General features: G+C 39.0%; 15 protein-coding genes and 2 tRNA genes. 9 read left to right on the forward strand and 8 right to left on the reverse strand.

Annotated features, from left to right (window positions below):
• Positions 1-43 precede the first annotated feature (43 nt).
• Genes ACT3CD_RS05605 through ACT3CD_RS05615 form a run of 3 tightly spaced genes read right to left on the reverse strand, consistent with a single transcriptional unit; the run spans position 44 to position 2,945 of the window.
• Positions 44-1,072, reverse strand: a complete 1,029-nt coding sequence (locus tag ACT3CD_RS05605) for an ABC transporter permease (protein ID WP_444643743.1) — start codon at positions 1,070-1,072, stop codon at positions 44-46.
• Positions 1,065-1,820, reverse strand: coding sequence for an ABC transporter ATP-binding protein (locus ACT3CD_RS05610; protein ID WP_444643745.1), 756 nt, complete (start codon positions 1,818-1,820; stop codon positions 1,065-1,067). The genes ACT3CD_RS05605 and ACT3CD_RS05610 overlap by 8 nt, the downstream gene beginning before the upstream one ends.
• Positions 1,821-1,823: 3 nt before the next feature.
• Complete coding sequence (locus tag ACT3CD_RS05615) at positions 1,824-2,945, reverse strand: COG1470 family protein (RefSeq protein WP_444643747.1); 1,122 nt, start codon at positions 2,943-2,945, stop codon at positions 1,824-1,826.
• 336 nt (positions 2,946-3,281) lie between these two features.
• On the opposite strand from ACT3CD_RS05615, the gene folP reads away from it, so the two are divergent.
• The 4 genes from folP (at position 3,282) to ACT3CD_RS05635 (ending at position 7,179) form a co-directional block, all read left to right on the forward strand.
• Positions 3,282-4,163, forward strand: a complete 882-nt coding sequence (gene folP / locus ACT3CD_RS05620) for a dihydropteroate synthase (protein ID WP_444643749.1) — start codon at positions 3,282-3,284, stop codon at positions 4,161-4,163.
• Positions 4,164-4,177: 14 nt separating this feature from the next.
• The gene (cdaA, locus tag ACT3CD_RS05625) at positions 4,178-4,960 is read left to right on the forward strand and encodes a diadenylate cyclase CdaA (RefSeq protein ID WP_444643751.1); all 783 of its coding nucleotides are present in this window, start codon (positions 4,178-4,180) and stop codon (positions 4,958-4,960) included.
• Positions 4,961-5,281: 321 nt separating this feature from the next.
• The gene (locus ACT3CD_RS05630) at positions 5,282-6,154 is read left to right on the forward strand and encodes a TIGR01777 family oxidoreductase (protein WP_444643753.1); all 873 of its coding nucleotides are present in this window, start codon (positions 5,282-5,284) and stop codon (positions 6,152-6,154) included.
• A 62-nt stretch (positions 6,155-6,216) separates the two neighbouring features.
• Positions 6,217-7,179 (forward strand): lysophospholipid acyltransferase family protein, encoded by a 963-nt coding sequence (locus tag ACT3CD_RS05635; protein WP_444643755.1) that lies wholly within the window; start codon positions 6,217-6,219, stop codon positions 7,177-7,179.
• A 214-nt stretch (positions 7,180-7,393) separates the two neighbouring features.
• Here the strand turns inward: ACT3CD_RS05635 and pckA are convergent, their stop codons facing one another.
• Entirely contained in the window at positions 7,394-8,998 is a 1,605-nt protein-coding gene (gene pckA, locus ACT3CD_RS05640; protein ID WP_444643756.1) for a phosphoenolpyruvate carboxykinase (ATP), read from the reverse strand.
• Between the two features lie 575 nt (positions 8,999-9,573).
• On the reverse strand, positions 9,574-10,473 hold the full coding sequence (gene xerD, locus ACT3CD_RS05645; protein ID WP_444643758.1) for a site-specific tyrosine recombinase XerD: 900 nt from the start codon (positions 10,471-10,473) through the stop codon (positions 9,574-9,576).
• Between the two features lie 203 nt (positions 10,474-10,676).
• Here xerD and aroQ point away from each other — a divergent pair, with 203 nt between their 5' ends.
• From aroQ to ACT3CD_RS05665, 4 genes are all read left to right on the forward strand, one after another.
• Positions 10,677-11,099, forward strand: coding sequence for a type II 3-dehydroquinate dehydratase (gene aroQ, locus ACT3CD_RS05650; protein ID WP_444643760.1), 423 nt, complete (start codon positions 10,677-10,679; stop codon positions 11,097-11,099).
• 457 nt (positions 11,100-11,556) lie between these two features.
• Positions 11,557-12,993 (forward strand): pyruvate kinase, encoded by a 1,437-nt coding sequence (gene pyk / locus ACT3CD_RS05655; RefSeq protein WP_444643761.1) that lies wholly within the window; start codon positions 11,557-11,559, stop codon positions 12,991-12,993.
• Positions 12,994-13,257: 264 nt separating this feature from the next.
• Positions 13,258-13,331 (forward strand) — tRNA-Asp (locus tag ACT3CD_RS05660).
• A gap of 33 nt (positions 13,332-13,364) precedes the next feature.
• A tRNA-Asp gene (locus ACT3CD_RS05665) sits at positions 13,365-13,438 on the forward strand.
• 144 nt (positions 13,439-13,582) lie between these two features.
• Here the strand turns inward: ACT3CD_RS05665 and ACT3CD_RS05670 are convergent.
• Genes ACT3CD_RS05670 through ACT3CD_RS05680 form a run of 3 tightly spaced genes read right to left on the reverse strand, consistent with a single transcriptional unit; the run spans position 13,583 to position 15,625 of the window.
• Complete coding sequence (locus ACT3CD_RS05670) at positions 13,583-14,122, reverse strand: RsmD family RNA methyltransferase (protein WP_444643763.1); 540 nt, start codon at positions 14,120-14,122, stop codon at positions 13,583-13,585.
• Positions 14,113-14,982: a DUF3822 family protein gene (locus ACT3CD_RS05675; RefSeq protein WP_444643764.1), complete on the reverse strand. Its 870-nt coding sequence runs from the start codon at positions 14,980-14,982 to the stop codon at positions 14,113-14,115. Before ACT3CD_RS05675 ends, ACT3CD_RS05670 begins: the two co-directional genes overlap by 10 nt.
• Positions 14,983-14,992: 10 nt before the next feature.
• Positions 14,993-15,625 carry a hypothetical protein gene (locus ACT3CD_RS05680; protein ID WP_444643766.1) on the reverse strand — a complete coding sequence of 211 codons (633 nt, stop codon included), beginning with the start codon at positions 15,623-15,625 and terminating at the stop codon, positions 14,993-14,995.
• A 98-nt stretch (positions 15,626-15,723) separates the two neighbouring features.
• On the opposite strand from ACT3CD_RS05680, the gene ACT3CD_RS05685 reads away from it, so the two are divergent.
• The gene (locus ACT3CD_RS05685) at positions 15,724-17,145 is read left to right on the forward strand and encodes an ATP-dependent DNA helicase (protein ID WP_444643768.1); all 1,422 of its coding nucleotides are present in this window, start codon (positions 15,724-15,726) and stop codon (positions 17,143-17,145) included.
• Positions 17,146-17,186: the final 41 nt, after the last annotated feature.

Genomic DNA, 17,186 nt, shown 5'->3' on the forward strand with positions numbered 1-17,186 from the left:
TTTTGTTTCCTGTCTTTTTGATTGATTGCAGCAGTGATCGATATTACCTGGACCTGACTTCTCGTCGCATGAAGGTATAATAACCAAGCGCAAATAAAACAATACTTCCTGCTATTAACCCGGTAACCTGAGGCCATACCATCAGCAAACTCTGACCAATTGGTAAAGGTGTTGGTAAAGTGCCCTGCACCTGTTCCATCGTTAATGCACCGGTACTGCGAACGGTTGGGATCAGCAGTATGTCTGTGGCTTCATTAAACAGATAAATGGGGTTGATACGCATCAGGTTTAGTATGAAATTTTTAAAAGCGACAGCCTGTGCTTCACTGAATAGTCTTTTAGGTGCCAGTCCTTTGGCCAACAAATTGACAATCATGTTATAAAAGATGCTGAAAAATAACCAGATGGATAACCCTGCCAGCGCTGATGTTGATGCTTGTCGGAATTTGATGGAAAAGAACAACGACAGGTTGAGCCACAGTGCCACAAAGCATATGCTGATAATCAAAAAGCTAATGATGCGAAGTATTTCGTCGGGTGTTGGCGGAATACCAATGGCTATCAGTCCCCAGCCAACAACCAATAATACCAAAGCCGTCAGAAGTGCACTTACGATGGCCAGCGATGCCATAAATTTGGAATTAATGACATAATCGCGATAAATAGGTTGGCTGAGGATTCGACTCAGCGTACCACGGTTATATTCTGAATTGATGGCATCAAAACCAAGGCCTATACCCAGCAAGGGACCCAGAAACCCGATAAATACCGTGAACGATGGCAGTGTGCCATCTGAAAGGGTAAACAGTTTTAGAAAAAAGAAAGCACCGTTGGCCAGTTCTTTTGCCGGGACTTTGCCGATTTGTGTCAATGCGGCATACATAGATCCCATGCATGTGAGTGCTATAATGCCTATCAGTATTATGAAACGCCAGCTTCGAATCTGATCTGACATCTCTTTTTGAATCATAGTCCATAACGGATGCCGATTGAGCGTATCTCCTTTTTTGCTTTTTCTGAAAATCCATTTGGTTCCCATGTTGTTATGAGTCAATGGTAGTACTTTATTCATGGTCTGATTCTCCTTCAAAAAAATGGTTATAGATTGCATCCAGCGACTGGCCTGCATTGCCAAAAATTTGCTGTGACAGACTCTTTATATCACCAGTCGCCATTAATCGACCTTTTACAAAAATGCCCACCCGATCGCACACTTGTTCTACTTGATTCAGATTGTGTGATGAAAAAAGGACTGTGAGACCTTCTTCATCTCTGAGACGAACAATTAATTCCAAAAAAGCCTTTACGCCCTGTGGGTCGATGCCGGAGGTGGGTTCATCCAGCACAACGACTTTTGGCGCCTTGATGAGTACATCGGCTAACCCTAAACGTTGACGCATACCTCGCGAATAAGTGCCTGTTTTTTGGTCGGTGGCTTTTGATAGCCCAACACGGTCGAGGAGCTCCAATGCGCGTTCTTTTGCCACACGATCAGGTATACTGTTAAGGCGTGCTGTATACATCAGGTTTTCCAATCCTGTTCGGTCATCGTAGAAACCCACATCTTCGGGCAGATAGCCGGTTTGTTGTTTTACTTCCACCGGCTGACGCGTTGGGTCTAAACCGCAAACTTCAGCCGTACCTTCAGTGGGCTCTGTCATGCCCAGCATCATCAGTATGGTGGTGGACTTTCCCGCACCGTTCGATCCCAATAATCCGAATATTTCACCTTTACGGATGTCAAGATTCAAATGATCGACAGCTGTAAAGCCTTTGTATTTTTTAGAAAGTCTTTTTAATGTGATAATGTTATCTGTCATATTTTACCTCCTTCCAAATTTCCTGAACAGATACCAGACACCCGCCAGAGCTGCCAAAATAATAATGACGCCTATCCATCCCCAAATCATAGGAGTTTTTATCATGACACGGTAAGATACTTTTGAAGTTGCTTCAGGTGTTTTGGATTCTATTTTAGCAATATAGTCGCCTGGAATTGCATTTTTATGCGATTTCAGTGTCGCATTAACAGTGGCTGAAGAGCCAGGGCGAATGGTGTCAATTTTTGCCGGTTTAAAGGCCATCTCCCAATTGGAAGGCAGAGAGGATTTCATCTCTACATCGGTCAAATCTGAAGAACCGGTATTACGAATCATAAGTTGTAATTCCTTTTCTTTGCCGGCAGTCAGTTTTGTGCTTAATAATCCTGCTGGGGTGGTAAGTTCGATGTCGTACGAACCGGTTACAACAGCTTCCAGTTTTAGGTTTGCGGAAGTGGAGCCTGTTAAAGCTCTGACAGGAATTTTATAGGTGCCGGCACTGACATGCGCCGAAGGTTTGAGCTCTATGGTGACTTCCTTCGTGCTGTTGGGCTCCATTTCAACGGCTGTCACGGCTTTATAGTCGGCTTTAAAGGTAAGCGACCAGCCACGCGGCGCATCGCCCATTAAAGCATAGTGTTGCGTCTCGGCGGTACGATTGCGCAATGTCGCTTTATAGGAAAAGGTAGAGGTGCTATTGCCCTGCATGTTGGCTTGAGTGGTAGTAAACTCTGTTTCGTCCGATCCTTTTTCTGTGATTCTGACAACCAATGGAAGACTGGTACTGCTGGCTTTTAGGTAAAATGAATGATCTCCTTTATTAACCTGAAAGGGGACTTCTATTTTCAGATTCAGCGTCTTTTTTTCACCTGGTAATACTGCTATGTTATTAATAATGTAGGCCCCCGATTTTAAGGTGTATCGCCAACCTCGTGGTAAATGACTGATTACGAGTGATTCATTTTTTAAAACCTCACTTTTGTTGATGACATCGATTGTATAATCGATGGTCGCTCCGGGCGCTACTGATATTTTAGTGTTGGGAGTGTAAAGAATAAGGTTGTCAACAGCCCATGCTGCCGAAGAATTTAAAATCATCAACCCAATAATTAACGGCATTTTCATGCTTTGAACAAGTTTTTTTACTTTCATAAAAATATCCTCCTTAATTTTTTTAATAATTATGGGGCTCTACAACAATTTTTGTACAATTTGAAGAAATTTGATTGTTAAATTTTTTTAAATACCAGCTGTTTTAACATTTAAGACACTTGTTGTAAGTGTTGTTGCTATTGGAATACCTCCTTTTCTTTGTAAAACGGGTTGTTAAAATATCTGTATCGTATATGTGGATGTCAGACATTCAATATCTGGGCTTTTTATGCTATAGGTTTGAGATATTTCACTTCATTATCGTTCATTTTCGGTTATATTTGTGAGATCAATGTATTTAAAAGGATTATGATACTATCGGCAGATGAAATAGAACCTTTTCTAAATAGGAAAAAAGATATTAATTGCAGGGGACGTCTGGTGGATTTATCATCGCCTAGAGTTATGGGTATTGTTAATGTTACGCCTGATTCGTTTTACCCGGCCAGCCGAATGAAGAGTCTTGATGATGTGATGCGGCGTGTTGAAGAAGTTTTAAAGCAAGGTGGCGATATGGTTGATTTGGGCGCTTTTTCTTCCCGTCCCGGAGCAGAGTATATTTCGGCCGAAAAAGAAATGTCTCGTTTGGTACCTGCTGTTCAGCTTGTTCGCAAGCATTTTCCTGATATTGTTATTTCGGTTGATACATTTCGGGCAGATGTGGCTGAAAAGGCGGTGAACGATGGCGGAGCTGATATAATAAACGATATTGCGGGCGGCGAAATGGATACGCTGATGTTTGACACGGTGGCCAGGTTAAACGTGCCTTATATTTTAATGCACATGCAGGGTACACCTCAGGATATGCAAAATGCACCTTATTATAAGGATGTAACCGCCGAAGTATCATTGTCGTTGGCGCGTCGGGTCGATATTCTTAGATCTGCGGGCGTCAAGGATATTATTATAGATCCCGGATTCGGGTTTGGAAAAACGATCAACCATAATTTTCAATTGTTGGATGAAATGGATCAACTGGGTTATTTTCAATTGCCTATTCTGGTCGGGTTGTCTCGTAAATCAATGATTTACAAATTGCTGAATACCGATTCGGAAGGCGCCCTGAATGGTACATCCGTTTTAAATACCATTGCTTTATCAAAAGGGGCTGACATTTTACGTGTGCACGATGTGAAAGAAGCAGTGGAGTGTGTGAAGCTATGGTCGCAATTAAAAAATAGAGAGGCATAACTAAAGAATTTACTATGACTTTTCTCGATATTCGGTTTATCGATATTATTGATATTGTTTTGGTGGCTTACCTGATGTTTAAGCTGTATAAGCTGATAAAAGGTACGGTGGCCCTTAATATTTTTATAGGCATATTTGTTTTTATTGTTTTGTGGCTGATGATAAAGGCATTAAATATGCAATTGTCGGCAACCATTCTCGATAATTTTGTGAATGTTGGAGTATTGGCAATTATTGTTGTGTTTCAGCAGGAAATCAGGCGTTTCCTTTTGATGATAGGAAGTCGTTATAATTTGTCGCATCGCTTTTCGTTTGAAAAATTGTTTGAGAGCAAGTCGCCCGGGATTATGAATTTTTATATCAGCCCTTTGATACGGGCCTGTGAAGATTTTTCCAAATCACGCACAGGTGCCCTTATTGTCATTACGCGTCAAAGTGAACTGGTTGATTATGTTCAGACCGGAGAATTGTTGAATGCTGTTATTTCAAAGCAGTTGCTTAAATCTATTTTTTTTAAAAATAGTCCCTTACACGATGGGGCTGTCATAATCAGTCAGAGTAAAATAAAAGCCGCAGGATGTATTTTACCTGTCTCGCAAAATATGGAGTTGCCCAAGCATTTGGGGTTGCGTCATCGGGCCGCTATGGGAATTACCGAAGCCACTGACGCCACCACTATTGTTGTGTCGGAAGAGACGGGGCGTATCTCTTTATTTCGCAATGGCCGCGGTGAATACAATTTATCGTCCGATGAGCTTGAGAAACGTTTATCGGAAGGCGATGAAAGGGATAAATAGTGTTTGTTCATAAGTAGAGAATTTGATCGAAAAAGTTCAAGTTTAAGACTTGCGAACCCGATAAATATTAGTATACTGGTGTAAATAATTATTTTGAAAGCGTGCGTTGCGAAGGAAATGACGTTTCCTTGCCGACACTTAATAATGCTTGTCCATAAACTAAGTGTTTAAAATATAAAGTTCAAATACAAGGCTTGCGAAGTCATAAAAATCAAGGAGCTAACTTTTCGTAAATGACTGTTTTTATGACAAGCGTAACGCAGAAGTTGGACTTTATAGACAAACACTAACTAGTGTTGTTTTTATGAAAATTATTATTCAATGAATTTGAAAGTTGCAATCTGTGGCGCTACAGGGTTAATAGGAAGACATTTAGGTGCCGAGATACGTTCTCTGGGCGGGACTTTGGTCCCTATTGGTCGGAAGGATTTGCAACAGGGCTTGCACCACTTAATGGGTTGTCTGGAGTCTGTTGACGTCGTAGTAAATCTGGCTGGCGCCCCAATTCTGGGTCGTTGGACGCCTCGTCGCAAGCAGGATATTTTATCCAGCAGGATTCAAACGACACGATTGCTGGTGGTTGCTATTAACAAGATGGAACGGGCACCTTCTGTTTTTATATCATCTTCGGCAGTTGGTATCTATAATAATATTGATGTTCATGATGAGTTTTCATCTCAATTTGCCAATGATTTTTTATCAGACGTATGCCAATACTGGGAACAGGAGGCTTTTAAGCTGGATGCTTTACGCGTGCGCCTGGCTGTTTTTCGTTTTGGGGTGGTACTTTCTTCTAAAAATGGCGCTTTGAAACATATGTTGCTGCCTTTTCGACTCGGGTTGGGTGGCGTAATTGGTTCCGGAAAACAGATGTTTCCCTGGATTCATGTCACCGATGTAGTGAATGCCTTGGTCTGGGCTATGCGTACGCCTGAGGTGAAAGGCATTTATAATGCTGTATCACCTCAAATTGTTGATAACCAAACTTTCGCTATGACTTTGGGTGAGGTACTCAATCGCCCGGTTGTATTTAGCATTCCTCTTTGGTTGTTACATCTTATTTTTGGTGAAGGCGCCGGGATATTGGTGGAAGGTCAACAGGTGATTCCGCATCGTTTGCTGGCCGATGGTTTTAGATTTTCATTTCCCGCGCTGGAACAAGCTTTATCCAATATCCTGAAAAAGTCCGGCTAGGCTTGTTTTTGTAAATTGTAGTGTTTAAGAAAATTAAATTTGATAATAGAAAAATAATACTCATGAAGATTTCCTGGAAAAAAATCAGGCGTGGTATCAAATATCCTATTCTTGTTTTTTTTATACGTCTATTTATTTTATTAGTGCGATTTGTGCCCCGAAGTTTTGTTTTAAGAGTTAATCGTCGTCTGGGAGCATTGGCTTTTCGGTTGGTGAAGAAGGAACGACTAAAAACGATCAATAATTTATCTCTTATTTATGGCGGTGAAAAAACAAATGATGAATTATATGCAATGGCCAAAGAGGTATTTATTAATCAGGCTTTAAATTTTGGTGACTACGTGCAAACGCTGCATTATATTTCGCGTAACGACTTTTCTAAAATTATTGATATTGAGGGAGAGGAGCATCTTAAAGCGGCTTATGCAAAAGGCAATGGTGTTCTTTGCTTAATGAGTCATATTGGGTCGTGGGAGTTTTCGGCTATAATGCCGCCCGTAATGGGGTATGAAACAACGGCCCTTAGTCGGCCAATGCCAAATCCGCGTATAGACAAATTAATTGTAGGTGCTCGTCAAAAAAGAGGTATGAAGAATATTGGGCGAGGAAAGGCGTATCCGCGCTTAATAGAGGCATTAACCAAAGGCGATTGTTTAATTATTATGGTTGATCAGGATACCCAGGCGCCAGGTGTTTTTGTTGATTTCTTGGGAAAACGGGCTTTTACGCCTGTTGGGGCCGCAAGGTTGGCTCTGGATACGAAATCGCCGGTGGTGCCCATGTTTATGATTCGACAGCCTAATAATCGACATTTATTTAAAATTTTGCCGTCATTGGAATTAATTGATACCGGTAACAGAGAACATGATCTTTACGAAAACACACGAATTTATGCAGGGGTGATAAGCCGCTTTATACATGAAAACCCAACCCAATGGGTGTGGATGCATGAACGATGGAAAACAACGCCTGAAGATTATCAACGGTTTTTGGAGAAAAAGAAAAAACTGAAAAAAGGGAAATAATCGTTTCTGATATTCGTTTTTTTAGTTACAATAGTAATAGTGAGAGACCCTGTATGGGTAGAGTAGGAGAGTGAAGCTGTGAATGAGGCTTTTGATTTTTTTTGATGGATTTTTTACCTTAAATCTGAAAATGAATAAGCCGCTTTAAATATTTATTAAAAAAAAGTCTGCTCCATCACGAAGCAGACTTTTTAATATGGTTATAATCGTTATATTATAACTGAGGACCGGCAGCAACAAGGGCTTTACCTTCTGCATTGTCGGTGTACTTTTCAAAGTTTTTGATGAATCGGCCAGCCAAATCAATAGCTTTTTCTTCCCATTCTTTTGAATCGCTATAGGTATCGCGTGGATCCAAAATCTTAGGATCTACATTAGGTAAGGCGGTAGGTACTTCCAAATTGAAAATAGGAATCATTTTGGTTTCTGCTTTCTCGATTGAACCATCAAGAATAGCGTCAATAATACCACGTGTATCTTTAATGGAGATACGTTTGCCGGTACCATTCCAACCCGTGTTAACCAAGTAAGCTTCAGCACCGTGTTGGTTCATTTTTTTCACCAATTCTTCACCATATTTTGTGGGGTGCAATGATAGGAAAGCAGCGCCAAAACAAGCAGAGAATGTAGGCTGTGGTGTCGTTACGCCACGCTCAGTTCCGGCTAACTTTGCGGTGAAACCTGACAAAAAGTGATACTGAGTTTGTTCAGGTGTCAGTTTTGAAACGGGAGGCATTACACCAAAAGCATCAGCAGTAAGGAAAATTACTTTTTTAGCATGTCCTGCTTTTGACACAGGTTTAACGATGTTGTCAATATGGTAAATAGGATATGAAACACGAGTGTTTTCTGTTACTGAACCATCATTGAAATCAATTTTACCATTTTCATCTACGGTTACATTTTCCAGCAAAGCATTGCGTTTAATGGCAGCGTAAATATCCGGTTCTGATTCCTTATCCAAATGAATGGTTTTTGCATAACAACCACCTTCGAAGTTAAAGACGCCTTCATCGTCCCAACCATGCTCATCATCACCAATCAATTTGCGTTTTGGATCGGTTGATAAAGTTGTTTTACCAGTACCTGACAAACCAAAGAAAATAGCAACATCACCATCTTTACCAACGTTGGCAGAACAGTGCATAGCTGCCATACCATTTAATGGCAGGTAATAGTTCATCATGGCGAATAGTCCTTTTTTCATTTCGCCACCATACCATGAACCACCAACAACGTGCATTTTTTCTGTCAGGTTGAAAACGGTGTAAACTTCAGAGTTCAAACCTTGTTCTTTCCATCTGGGATTGGTGGTTTTTGATGCGTTCAATGATACGAAATCAGGTTCACCGTAATTTGCCAATTCTTCCTCGGTAGGACGGATGAACATGTTTTTTACGAAATGAGCCTGCCAGGCTACTTCCATAATAAAACGTACTTTTAAACGAGAGTTGGCATTAGCACCGCAATATGAGTCAACTACATACAGTTTTTTGCCTGAAAGTTGTTTAACGGTTGTCTCTTTCAACTCTTTCCAAACCTCTGGTGTGGTCGGTTTGTTGTCGTTTTTTGCATGATCTGAGGTCCACCAGATCGTATCTTTGGTTACGTCGTCTTTAACGATGAATTTGTCCTTGGGTGAACGTCCGGTGAAAATGCCTGTCATAACATTCACTGCGCCCAGTTCGGTTACCTGACCTTTTTCAAAACCTTCAAGTCCTGGTTTTGTTTCATCTTCAAATAATTGTTCGTACGAGGGATTGTGTACGATTTCTTTTACGTCGGTTATACCGTACTTACTTAAATCCAAATTTGCCATAAGAATTAATTGTTTGTATTTATTATTCAACTATTTATGTCTTTAATTCAATTGCTATTCCCAGATAAATTTTATCATCATCCTGAATGATGCAAATATATAAAAGAAAGTCATTAAAGAAATATTTCTTTAATGTTTTTCTCCATTGAATTTCAATTTTAACATTTGTTAGTAGGGTTTGGTTTTGGTCTATTTAATTATTCCTCTGAATAAGGTGTGAGACACCTTTTTGTATCTTTTCCTTGGGGCAGAATCTGATTCAGTTGTTCTTGAAAGTCCCACCCAGTGTCATCACCGTATCGTTTAATAACCACATTTTATATTCTTGATTTAGGATGTTTGTTCACGGCAAGAAATAATCTATGCAAACGCCCAAAGATACCTAACCAATGTTTTTAACCGAATTTTAGAGCGTTAAAAAGGGTTTAATTTTGTATAATCAAACGATTTAAATTCATTCTAATTTCGTTGATATCACGATTATTCAAGCTTGTTTTATTGTTGCCATAAATATATTTCTGAAAATAAAAAAAACCGACTTTAGTCGGTTTTTGAGATTCTTGCAATTTGAAATTTTATGTCCGCGGATGATAGTGAATGATGGTATCTTTTAAATATTCCTTATCCAAATGGGTGTAAATTTCTGTTGTGATAATTGACTCATGACCAAGCATTTCCTGAACAGCACGAAGGTTGGCACCCCCATCAATCAAATGGGTTGCAAAAGAGTGACGGAAAGTATGTGGACTAATGTTCTTTTCCATATTAAGTTTATTGGTAATATTTTTAATAATGGTAAAGATCATAACCCGTGATAATTTTTTACCACGTCGGTTTAGAAACAAAACATCTTCATGGTCGGGATGAATATTTAGAACACGCCGATATTCACTCAAATACAAATTAATTTCTTTGATGGCTTTGGTGCTGATAGGTACCAAACGTTCTTTACTACCTTTTCCTTCAATTTTAACAAAGCCAGATTCAAAAAACAGATTAGAAATTTTAAGATCAATAAGTTCAGAAACTCTTAATCCACAGCTGTATAGTGTTTCTAATATTGCTTTATTGCGCTGACCCTCAGGCTTACGGGTGTCTACCGCATTAATTATTAAATCAATTTCTTCAACTGATAATATTTCGGGCAATTTACGGCCCACTTTGGGCGCCTCTAAAAGTGCCGTCGGATCTTTCTCTACTTTCTCTTCTATTAATAAAAATTTATAAAATGATTTGATACCACTAATTATCCGGGCCTGTGTTCTTGGACTTATTCCTCTGTTATTGATCCACCCCATTAAATCTTTTAGATGCTGAAGTGTTACTTGGTCGGGACCTAAACTTAATCCCTGATCTTGTAAAAATTGAACCAGCTTATAAAGATCTGTAACATATGCATGTATCGAATTATCTGATAACCCCTTTTCTAATTTCAGATAGTTTCGAAATGCACTAATTTCTGATTCCCAATTCATAATAGTATTATTTTATTTCCCGTTTAAAACTACCAGTTTTCGTTATAACTAATATAATAATATGATCAAAAAAATACAAGCTGCTAAAATTGCATTTTTTTTTATGTAAAGGCAATTATTTTATGTAAAAGTTTAATCAACAACCTATTTTTTTATTTGAATCAGTTGTTTTACTTTTGTGCAAATAAACCTAATATCTACTTATGAAGATATTGATTATAAATGGCCCTAACTTAAATATGCTGGGGCTTCGCGAACCGGGGATATACGGCAGCCGGTCGTTTGATGATTTCCTTGTAGAACTTCGGAAGAATTATAAACAGGTAGATATTATTTACCATCAGTCTAATAGCGAGGGGGCTATTATTGATATTATACAGCAATTTGGATTGGAGTGTGATGGTATTATTATCAACGCCGGTGCTTATACTCACACGTCGGTGGCTATTGCAGATGCCTTACGTTCGGTTTCGTCTCCTGCGGTTGAAGTTCATTTGTCCAATGTTTTTACACGTGAATCGTATCGCCATCATTCATTTTTATCACCAGTGGTTAATGGCATTATAGGGGGATTTGGACTTGATTCATATCGTCTGGCACTGGAAGCCCTTTTGAACATTTTGTAATTTTTTTCCTTATCTATTTAATCTAAAATTTATTTTATTATTAAAATGATTTGTTTGATAAGATAAATTATACAAAGCTGAATTTAGGAAATTTGGCATGGTAACGGTCTCTTAAAACAGATTTTTTTGATTACCAACATTTTGTTTGCGAATTAACTTAAATGGCATCAGTAAGAAAACTCAAGTGTTTGATAAGAAATGTTCAAATTCAAGGCTTTCGAAGCCTTGAAAAATGTGAGTCTACCCGTAAATGACCATTTAGCTGACCAGCATAACGCAGAAGGCAGCCTTTTCTTGCAAACACTAAATATGGAAGTCAATTACAAATGGGAAGATTTATGCGACAATTGAAACTCAATTTGGACGGAGAAATAATCCTGTTTGCAAAATAAAACAAATATAATGAAGAGAGCACACATGAAGTTCCTTCCAACCTACACAAACAAATTATTTACGCATGAAAATGAATAAACATACCAAAATTGTCGCTACGGTTTCTGACCAGCGTTGTGATGTGGAGTTTGTCCGCGAACTCTACAAGGCGGGCATGAATGTGGTTCGAATGAATACGGCGCATTTGGATACTGAAGGGTTGAATAAAATTGTAACCAATGTAAGACAAGTATCGGAGAAGATTGCCTTGCTTATTGACACCAAAGGTCCTGAAATTAGGACCACAGTATGCGAGGAAAATATAAGTCTTAATACCGGTGATGTGGTTAAAGTGGTTGGAGAGCCCACCCAGCAAACAACTAAAGAGTGTATTTGTGTTTCTTATCTTAAGATGGCCGACGATGTCACGGTTGGCAGTCATCTTTTAATTGACGATGGCGAGATCGATTTATTGGTAAAGGAGAAAAAAGGCAATGAATTGGTCTGTAGTGTGTTGAATAATGGTGTGTTGGGAAGTCGTAAAAGCGTTAATGTACCTGGTGTGCGTATTAACTTGCCTTCTTTAACGGAGCGTGATTTTCATTTTATTAATTATGCCATTGAAAATGATATTGATTTTATCGCTCACTCTTTCGTGCGCAATGCCGCTGACGTTAAAGAAATTCAGAAAATTTTGGATGATCGGGACAGTGCTGTAAAAATTATAGCTAAGATTGAGAATCAGGAAGGAGTGGAGAATATTGACGAAATATTGGAACAAGTACATGGTGTAATGGTTGCCCGTGGTGACCTGGGGATTGAAATTCCTCAGGAAAAAATCCCTTTGGTACAGCGTCAACTAATCCGCAAGTGTGTGGAGGCAAAAAAACCGGTGATTGTAGCGACACAGATGCTCCATAGCATGATTAAAAACCCGCGTCCGACCAGAGCTGAGGTAACCGATGTGGCCAATGCTATTTATTATCGAACGGATGCGATTATGCTCAGTGGCGAGACGGCTTATGGTGCTTATCCCGTTGAGGCGGTTAAAACAATGTCTAAAATTGCCAAGGAAGTTGAGGCTGCCAAAGACTCCCGTAACGATATCCCTGTAAACCTTGTTAAGCATGATATTACTGCCTATTTGGCCGATACCGCGGTTAAAGCTTCCAAAGAATTGTGCATTAAAACGGTTCTGACCGATAGTTTGACCGGTAAAACGGCACGTTATCTGGCGGCTTTCAGGGGTAATTTACCCGTTGTGGCTCTTTGCTATAATAAGCGTGTTGGTCGTGAATTGGCTTTATCGTATGGCGTATTTCCCCGGTTAACCGAGCCAGGAAGCTCTAAAAGTGAAATAATGCACAATACCCTTATTAAGCTTAAGAAAAAGAATGTGCTCGAAGACGATGATTTGGTTGCCTATTTGGGTGGTAGTTTCGGAATAGGTGGTGGCACTACCTACCTGGAGATTATTACGGTTTCAGGTTTACTCAATAAAATAGACCGTTACGTTGATTAGTTTAACATAATTTATTAATCTACTGATAAGAATTTTTATTTATCGATGTTATAGAGATTAGTATTAGCTTAAATAAAGATAATTAAAGTGTTCTGACCCGGATGGTTATTCCTTCCGGGTTTTTTATTTTTCTCAAATAAGCTAAAACTAAAAAATTAGCAAAAAAAAGCGATGAAATGAGGGGGCAGGTATTGCAAAAACAAAAAGAAGCACTATCTTTGCAACGCCTTTGAAAGAAAGGGCTACAGAGAAAATCATCATACTGGTTTGGTAGTTCAGTTGGTTAGAATATCGGCCTGTCACGCCGAGGGTCGCGGGTTCGAGTCCCGTCCAAACCGCCCGGATGTATTATTTTATTTATTGATTTTTTTGGTTTGGTAGTTCAGTTGGTTAGAATATCGGCCTGTCACGCCGAGGGTCGCGGGTTCGAGTCCCGTCCAAACCGCAAAAAGCCTGATTTATGTTATATAAATCAGGCTTTTTTGTATTAAAAAAATCAATATTGGCCGTCAAAAATCTATTCTGTATTGACAGTCTCACGTCGCTTGGACTTTTATTTGTGTGGACTACAATAATCTGAAAACGTAATCTAAATTCTAAAAAAGGTAAAGCATACTTTTCCGTATCTTCGTATTTGTTCAAAGCCGGTGTGACTTGAATAATCGCGTTGCGGACCATGTTCCAATATAAACAATCCGCCATTTACAATAATGTCTGCTTTTATTACCGCTTCAGCAACTTCTTCAAAATTTTTCATCTCAAAAGGAGGATCGGCAAATACCAGATCGAACGTTTTTTTGGGTGCATGATTTAAATAGCTAAAGACATCGGCTTTTACGGAATGAATCACGTCTTCCATATGGAGCTCACTGATGCATTGCTGAATAAACTTTTGGTGATGAAAGTTCTTTTCCACGCTCGTCACATTTGAACAACCTCTTGAGGCAAATTCGTAGGATATCGCTCCGGTTCCGGAGAACAGATCTAAAATTTTTAAATCCGTAATATCCATGGAGTGGGACAGAACATTGAAAAGCGCTTCCCGAGCTGTATCGGTTGTTGGTCTTGCTTTGAAGTTTTTTGGTGGCGAAAAACGCCTCCCTTTTAGTGAACCACTAACTATACGCATACCGAAAGACTTAGTAATGTATGATAAGCTGGAGCATCGATATCTCTGAACAGATGACTGTATTGAAATTGATGCGGAAATTGTGCTAATTTTACGTTCTTCAAATATTTTTTTAGATGGTTAACCATATCTTTGAACGATGGATGATGACCACTTATTATAACTGATACTGTTGAACTGTTAAGCTTCATCTGTTCAAATACAAATAGTGTGAAGTATATAAAATCGTTACTGTTGCTAATGTTAAAAGTATTACACAGCTTCAAGTTATTCTTTCCAAAAATAAGAATGTCAAAGTAGCCATATTCCAAATTTATAAACATTAATTGCCGATCGCCGTCGGTTAAATTGGTTGATAAATGATTCTCTATAATAGGGGTATGCTGATGAAAAAATTGAGGCTCCTGAAACTGGCGTTTCATTAATGAAGCCAATTTGTTGTTAACGTGAAACAGGTTGACAGCATCAGCTAATTTTATAGAATTGACAATAACGCTCTCCTCGTTAATTTTTGTTGTTCCGCCTGATTGAGGTGATGAATGAACAAATTGCATCCATGTTTCCTTATTGGAATCATTGTATAAACCGGCAGGCACCAGCGTTGAATGTTGGGTGGGAAGCAGTATTAAGGTCTTTTTATACGGTAAATTAAGCTTTTCGATGGTCTTAAAACACGACTCTGCTTGTTGTAAAGGATCACCAGAGGGATCAAAAATGATATTTTGAATCTGAATGAATTTGTTTTTGACCGGATCCAGCGTACAAAAAGAAAATCCATCCGGAGTAATCCGGATGGATAAAAAATAGGATAATGTTATGTTGTAATCAAATGAATCGTCAACAATTGAAAAATTAGTCATGAGAGGAAAATTATTCCCAGTTACCGGCATTATTATTAGCTTCTTCCAATGAACCAACTTTAAGGCCCGGATATCTTTCCATTTTTCTTTGTTTGTCGTTAATGTTAATAACTTCCTGCCGATCTAATCCATTTAGATATACGTTATTATGAACTTTTGCTTCAAAAACCATTACATTAACACCTGAGGCTGTTTCGATAACGCCTACACCCATTTCAAATTTTGCATTGTTGGTAAATGGGACAATGCCGATAGAATCAGGCATCCAGGGCTTCTGAGAAAATAGCGAATCCATCACACTTATTCTTGATGTATCCCTTCGTATAATCCCTTTTCTTAATGCCATCAACTCATTCATGCCAGCGGCAATCATGCTATCAGTCAAACTTCCTTCCATTTTTACCATAGGAAGAGAATCATTGGCTATAAATGTGCTTAATGTGTCAAAACTACTTGTGTATCGTCCGTTAACAGCTTTAAAGGCAACCTGAGCTGAACGAATGTCTTTTAGACGCTCGATTACTTTTTCGGATCTTTGTTGGTACTCTTTTTTGAAACGTACCGGTTTGTTAATACTTTCGACGCAGAAATAGCCTAACACGATGATGGCAATGGTCAGAAGGACTTGAATAATTGTTTTCATTATCTTTAGAGCTTTAGAATTTTAGTTTTTGAAACAATGCACAAATTTATATAAAAAAAATCAATCCATTTTTTTTTGCTTAAATAATTACCGGAAAAATGATAAAAGATAACCTGTTTCAAAACATTCAAAATAACTTGCCTTTTAAACCAACTAATTCACAGCTTTTTGCTATTGAACAAATAGCTGGTTTTATTTGTGCTGTTTCGGAGCGGCCTTTGTTTCTGTTACGAGGATATGCCGGTACCGGAAAAACATCTCTGATGAGTGCAGTGGTTAAAACGCTTGATGGACTGGGGATTAAGACTTTATTGATGGCGCCTACGGGACGTGCCGCTAAAGTTTTGGGAAATAGTGTCGGGCAGCCGGCTTATACAATTCACAAAAAAATATACCGCCAGCAATCGTCAAAAGATGGATTTGGCGGTTTTCAGCTTAATAAGAGTTTTTATAAAGACACAATTTTTATTGTAGATGAATCCTCCATGATATCAAATGAGTCGGCAGGCGGCTCTTTGTTTGGCTCTGGTCGGGTGCTCGATGATTTGATTCAGTTTGTTTACGAAGCCAATAATTGTCGTTTGTTACTTATTGGTGATACGGCTCAGTTACCTCCCGTTGGTTTGGCCATTAGTCCAGCTCTCGAACCGGCTAATCTGGAGGGGTATAACGTTGAACTTTGGCAAGCTGTATTGACTGATGTGGTTCGTCAAAAAATGGGTAGTGGAATTCTTGATAATGCCACCTATTTACGTGGTATCCTGGACGAATTTGAAGAGATTGACTTTTATCCCAAACTTCAGGTTGACGGGCTAAATGACGTTAAACAACTATCGGGCGCCGATTTAATGGAAGAGCTAAATTGGTGCTACGACAATTTTGGTTTGGAGGAAACATTGGTTGTATGTCGCACCAATAAAAGGGCCAATATGTATAATCAGGGTATCCGTAATTCGGTTCTTTATCGGGAAGACGAACTTACAAATGGTGATTATCTGTTGGTGATGAAAAATAATTATCACTGGCTAAAAGACGATAAGCAGGTTAGTTTTATTGCGAATGGCGATATTGCCCGTGTTACCCGGGTAAAACGACATTACGAGTTATTTGGTTATCGTTTTGCCGATATTACCTGCGAACTGGTTGATTACCGTAAAGTAGATATTGATGTACGTATTATACTTGATAGTATTCAAAGCGAAGGTCTTGGTTTAACGCAACAACAACAGGCCGGGTTCTTACAAAAGGTGTTGGAAGACTATCAGGATGTGAAACCACAACGTCAGCAGTTTGAAAAGGCGCGGGAAGACGATTTTTATAATGCATTGCAGGTGAAATTTGCTTATGCAATGACTTGCCACAAGTCGCAGGGTGGCCAATGGAAAGCTGTTTTTATTGATTTGGGCTATTTTACGGATGAATATTTGTCGCGTGAGATGGTACGTTGGCTGTACACGGCCGTTACAAGGGCTACCGAGCGATTATATTTCGTGAATTTTCCGAAGGCATTTTATGAGTAGCTTATTTCATTCATAAATGGTATTTTCTTGCTTGATCTAAA

The organism is Geofilum sp. OHC36d9, from assembly GCF_052400685.1.
Taxonomy (GTDB): domain Bacteria; phylum Bacteroidota; class Bacteroidia; order Bacteroidales; family Marinilabiliaceae; genus CAZHHH01.